The sequence below is a fragment of the Acinetobacter johnsonii genome (assembly GCF_048551975.1).
GTDB classification, from domain to species: domain Bacteria; phylum Pseudomonadota; class Gammaproteobacteria; order Pseudomonadales; family Moraxellaceae; genus Acinetobacter; species Acinetobacter johnsonii_A.
This window is the reverse complement of the sequence record NZ_JBIMCF010000048.1, coordinates 1-5,938: the sequence shown is the minus strand read 5'-3', so window position 1 is coordinate 5,938 and position 5,938 is coordinate 1. Positions and strand designations below refer to the sequence as shown.

2 protein-coding genes are annotated in these 5,938 nt (G+C 42.2%); one reads left to right on the top strand and one right to left on the bottom strand.

Annotated features, from left to right (window positions below; translation table 11 throughout):
* Positions 1 to 437: 437 nt before the first annotated feature.
* Entirely contained in the window at positions 438 to 4,217 is a 3,780-nt protein-coding gene (locus ACG9ZB_RS16295; RefSeq protein ID WP_419326763.1) for a S8 family serine peptidase, read from the top strand.
* A 137-nt stretch (positions 4,218 to 4,354) separates the two neighbouring features.
* Here ACG9ZB_RS16295 and ACG9ZB_RS16290 read toward each other — a convergent pair whose 3' ends face one another.
* A complete protein-coding gene (locus tag ACG9ZB_RS16290) occupies positions 4,355 to 5,488 on the bottom strand; it encodes a hypothetical protein (RefSeq protein WP_419326762.1) in 1,134 nt (377 codons plus the stop codon).
* Positions 5,489 to 5,938 lie beyond the last annotated feature (450 nt).

Here is a 5,938-nt window from a genome sequence, read left to right as displayed (position 1 = left end):
GATATAACTCATTGAGATGTGTCATAGTATTCGTCGTTAGAAAACAATTATTGTGACATTATTTCAATGAGTTATCTATTTTTGTCGTGTACAGAGCAAAAATATTTTAAATATTTTTTAATATATGGAAAAATTAGCCTATAATGCGATCAGTTTATTGAGTTCGATTGCAGAACATTTGGGGATAAAATTAAGCAGATTTGGGGTTTTGCTTGGTTTGAATGTTATATGGCAGTGTTTATGTTTTATAAGGCTGAAAAAGCTGATTAAGCTGTCGCATTAAAGTAGTCAAGTTAAGAAAAATAATTTTGGGGGGCTTAACTGATTGTCTTTATCTTAAAAAAATATGCCATTTAGACTGAGCAAAATCTGCTTAATTTTTTACGTGATCAATCATCAATAAATCTTGCGTTATCATCATTTTGATTGAGTACGGTATGATTTTAGATAAAAAGCAAAACTTTTCTTTAAAGCCACTGAGTGTGGCGTGTTTATTGGCCATGAGTATCTCAGGCTGTTCATCGGGTTCAGGCTCTCAGCCAAGCACGGTTCAGGTCACTGATGTGTTGGGGGCTGAAAATGTCAGCCAAGAAGATCAACCAACTACAAATGAAGGCATCGGCAGCGGAGTAGAGCAACCTATTGCTCCATCTGCACCCATTACCGATCAACCTCCTGTGAATTTAGAGCTAGATCATGGCGATGCATCATCCAATGGCGGTGGTTTGAGTGGTGGCAGTACAGATCATGGCAATACATCACCAACTGAAGATTCACTTTTAAACAGCAATGATGCTGTACCTAGCGATGATGCTACCGTTTTAGAAAATAATGATGTCAATCAGCCTGATACAATACCTACACTTGAACTGCCTCCGTTAGAAGCAGAGCAACCTGTCGATGTGGTAGCTCCACCTGCAGTAGAGCCTGCTTTAACCGACACCGTTTTGGTCGATAGTGCAATTCAAGATATTGAAGCACCACAAGATACCTCTGACATCGAGATGGGCAGTGCGATTCAAGAACCTGAACCTTCACAAAACACTTTAGACGTCGAAACAGACAGTGCATTTCTTGAAACACCTGCAACCAACGATGAAGCTGCTGCAGAGATTCAAATGGATGCTGCAATCATTGATGCGGCAGAAGCAGAAGAACATTATTTTGATCCTGCAGCATTGCTGCAACAGCCGAGTTATGTTGCGCCTGTGAGCGCGGAACAACTGAGCAAACCTCAGTATGTGCGTGCAGTGCAAGCAGAACTACAAAATGCCCAACCACAAGCCAGTGCAGGCACACTTGCAGGCTATGCGGTGATGGATTCAAGCAATAACAGTAATCTCACCGAAGCCATGTATGGTTTAAATGAAGCCGACTATGCAGCAGAACTCGGTGCATTAAAAACCAAAATCGATACCCGTAATATGCATGTGGGCGTTATTGATACGGGGATTGATCCGAATAATCCTGACCTGAACAATGTCAATTTACATGACAGCCAAGTGGTATGTACGCAAAATCCGTTGTGCTATTACAGTGAGCAAGGTCTAGAAAATTTAAGTTATACCGACCATCAAGCCAGTCATGATCATGGTTCACAAATGGCTGCCATTATTGCGGGGAATAATGGTTTAAGTAATGCACGGATTTATGGCAGTGACAGCATTGACTCAGACTCGAATGGTGGCAATCAATTCCTGATTATCAGCAAAATTAATCGCGACAGTCAGGGTGAGGTTAAAATTTTTAACAACTCTTGGGGCGGCGACAACAGTGGTTTATGGACACAGCTTACTCGGAATGAACGCTATGATGCTGCCACAGGCGTAGGCAATGGCGACTTGGCAACTGTGCATGATTTAATTTTAAATCGGGATGTATTGTTGCTGAAAGCCACAGGCAATGAAGGTCTGGATAACTCCAGCGATGAAACTTTATTGCCCGACTTTAACCCACGTTTTAAAGAAGGTTTTATTGCAGTTTCTGCACCACGTGAAGATTTTTCTGGCGCAAATCTTTGTGGTGATGCGGCAGAATGGTGTTTGGCTGCACCATCATCCACACAAAACTATAGCAATAGTGGTCAATTACAAAACTATAAAGGCACATCACCTGCTACAGCGCGGGTGACAGGTACGGCAGTATTGGTTAAAGCTGCTTATCCCTGGATGAAAAACCACAATTTGGTGCAAACCATTTTAGGCACAGCTAAAGATTTTGACGAGATTCGTGCTGAATCACCAACTTATCGTGGCATTGTGCAGGTCGATGAAGTTCCAGAGCATATCTGGAGTTACTGGCGTGATGGACAAGGTAACTTCTATATTGAAGGCGAAGCAGCGTGGGAAAATCGCAATCGTAACAGCCGCGATCATCATGGTAAAACCATCACTTATGAAAGCGGTTGGGGCTTGTTAGATACTGTTGCCGCCACGCAGGGCTATGGTGGTTTTTATTGGGATGATGTGCAGTTAGATACCGCAGGTACACCTGTTTCGGTCTTTTCAAATGATTTAAAAGGGAATAAAGGCTTTACTAAATCGGGTGAAGGTAAGCTGGTATTTACGGGCAATAACCAATATTTGGGCGATTCGATTATTCGCGGTGGTGTGCTGGAAATTAATGGCAATAATGGGCCATCAAAATTTCAGTTACATGCAGGTGAGCTGACGGGTTATGGCAGCATCAGTGATGTGCAGCAAACAGGCGGTTGGCTAAATAACGAAGGCAATTTAACCATCACAGGCAACTATTCGATGCAGATTGCTGCAGATCAGCAGCAACATGCAGGTTTTAAAGCACGTTTTGGCAATTTGCTGACGGTAACGGGAACCGCCAATTTGGCAGGGACTTTGAATCTGTTTGATGAAGCGCCACTTGATCAGCCACTTATTACTGCACAAGGTTCACAAACCACAGTGTTACGTGCGCAACAAGGCGTACAGCGTGAGTTCGATGCTTATCGCTCAAGCAATCCATTATTTGAGTTGACACAAGTTAGTTATCGTCCTGAACTGAATGCAACGGGCGAGCCTGTACGTGCGGCAGATACAATCAATACCGATGTGGTGATTACGGCAAAGCGTAAATCGACTGAAACGGTGGCGGCTCTTGCTGCTGAACTTGAAGGACGTACTCAGGTTGCCCGTAATTTAGATGTAGTTTTAGCAAGTCTTGATCAGAAACAACAGTTAGAAACGCTGGAAGATGCTGAAAAAGTTTTTGCCAATCGCTTATTTAACAATTTTGCTCAAACTATACGTTATAGCAATGCTGCTGAAAGTACAGTTTCTACGCAGGCATTGAATCAACTGTTTCATCAACTTGATCCAAGTTTTTATGCCAATACCGTTTTAAATGTCGCAGAAGAAAGCAGCAAGCAAGAACGTCAGTTTGCACAGCGTTTGGCAACCGCACAACCCAAACAGCTTTGGTTTTCGGGTGATTACCAAAGTTATGATATGGATTATGTCGGCTTAAATAGTGAGCGCCGTAGTCATCATCAAGGTGTTGGTGTGGCAACAAAACTGGCAGGGATGACCTTGGCAGCGCAGGCCGATTTCAGTCAACTGAACTTAGATGATGCCGTACAAACAGGCTCAAAAAATAGCAGTCAGAGCAAAGCCTATGCACTAACTATGGGGACAGCACAGCAGCTTAATCGTGATTTAAGTGTCGCGGCATGGTTAAAAGGCATGCAGGTGGATGTTGACGCGCAGCGTGGTCATGCTCAAGCACAAAAAATACAGTTTGATGGACAAATGTATGCCGCAGGTTTGCGTCTGGATTACAGCTATCCACTCAGTCAAAAAATGCAGATTCAACCGTATTTAGACGCTTCGTTCCAACATTATGTTCATGCCGAACAAACTCAGCAGGATGGTGTCAACAGCTTAGATGATTTGGTGATGCAGCGCTGGAATTTTGGTGCAGGTTTGCAAGCCAATTACCAGTTGAATCCAGCATGGCAATTGCAAGGCAGCTTGTATTACAGCCAACCGATTCAGGAAAAAGCATATTTAGATACCCATTATGTAGGCACAGCGGAGAAACTGAAGTTTGATGCATGGCATGCCGATCAAGGTCAATATCATGCTGCCTTAGGTTCACAACTTCACTTTGGACAACATAGTTTTATCAATTTGAATTATGAATATAGCGGGCGATCACATAGCGACAGTCATCGGGTACAGTTGGCGGTAACGACTCGATTCTAATTGATCGTTTTATTCATGAGAAAGTCATGAAAAAGCGTAGATTTGCGTATGAATGAGAAGTTTGAATCTTGATTGAAACAGCCATGTAGATAAATCTGCATGGCTGTTTTTTAGATCACAGTCAAATGGACTGAGTTTTAGACCGCATAGCGACTCATTAAAGTCAGTGGTGCTTTGGACTGTAAATAATCGGCAGGAATAAATACGATATTGGCAGCGTGTTGCTGTGCTGCATCAATAATATGGTTGATCACATCGTCTGTGGCTTGTGCGCTGTCAGGTGCGTGCGCTTGATCTAGATAAATTCGTTGCTGGTCGGTATCGACCCAACCCGCCTGCATGTAGCCTTGTTGAACATATAAAGTATCGACATTATTTTGCAACACTGCCTGATAAATTTGCTGCAGATCGGTCACAACACGGTCACTGGCATAGAGTTCATCCAGTTGCTGCGCATGTTGCTGATGCAATTGTTGTTGATGGCTTTTTAGCTCGGTCTGAATACTGTCAATAATGTGTTGTGCGCTGCCTTGTTCTAGCTGAGTGACGTTATCTACACTGAAAATAATGGCATTGGGTTGGTCGCAAATAGATTCATAAAAACTGATATTGCGTCGATCACCCACAATGACCAAGCCCAATGGCTCACTGGCACGTACAGTTTGCACATTTTTATCGACACGGTTTAAAAACTCTTTGAGTAAACGGTCTTCATTGGCGGCTGTGGCACGTTCTGCACCGCTGGTGCTATATAAGTTATCATTTTGAACAGGAAATGCACCATGTGGCAGTCGTTCATTCAAGTCGCTGTCATCTACAGAAAACTCATGGATTACACGATCATTGGAGGCCTTAATCAGACGTCCAACTTCACGACTGATCACTACCACATAGTATTGCACTGCATAAGATAGCTCACGAATAAAATCACGCACTGAAAATTGTTGATCAATCACAATACGTTCTTGGGTAGGGAATGGCAGACGCAGTACTTGTGCACTGTCGGCTGTGGCAAAAATAGCCAGACTGTCTAAATGGTAGTTGGGATTCAAATCTTTGGTTTGTTGATGAATCTGTTCTAAAATTTGTGCCACCAGACGTTTGTCATAGTCTGCCAACAGGCGTTCTTCGAGTTGTTTAAGTTGGTTTTTAAGAGCAATCACATCTTGCTGATTGTCTGGAAAGGTACGATGTGTGGGTAGAAATAAGCTGACTGCAGGTTGTGCCTGCACATTTTTAAGTTGGTTGAGGGTGTCTGTTAAATTAAGCATGTTGGAATTCCTCTTCTAATGAAAATAAGAAGAACAACCAAATGCTTGAGCAAGATAAAACTCAAAGTACTGCTTTATACTCCACTCAAGTCAGTTTTAGTCAGCATCTACAACATTTTGCTACCGTGCTAAGTGCTGCATAAAATGCCGAATAGCATTGTATAAAAGCTGACAAAACAACATTTTCGGTTGTTCAAGTCTGAAAAAAACGAAATAAAAAACTAAAAATAGAAAAGATAAAAAATAAGCAAAAACAGCATAACAAGGAAAGTTATTCAATCGCCTGCTTTTGAATAGAGAAATACCTGAAAAATGTAAGGGATTATGAGACCTTGGTAATTTTGTAAACTGTGTCTCTGTACACGACAAATTTCACAGAACCCTTATCCTATCAGGATTCTGCTTTCTTAAAATTGCCAAAATTTCCTTAAACTCTTCTTTTTTCCCAAA

What these genes read in the sequence shown, in the direction of transcription:
- ACG9ZB_RS16295 (WP_419326763.1), top strand. Translation starts at nt 438, where the DNA reads ATGATTTTAGATAAAAAGCAAAACTTTTCTTTAAAGCCACTGAGTGTG.
- ACG9ZB_RS16290 (WP_419326762.1), bottom strand. Translation starts at nt 5,488, where the DNA reads ATGCTTAATTTAACAGACACCCTCAACCAACTTAAAAATGTGCAGGCA.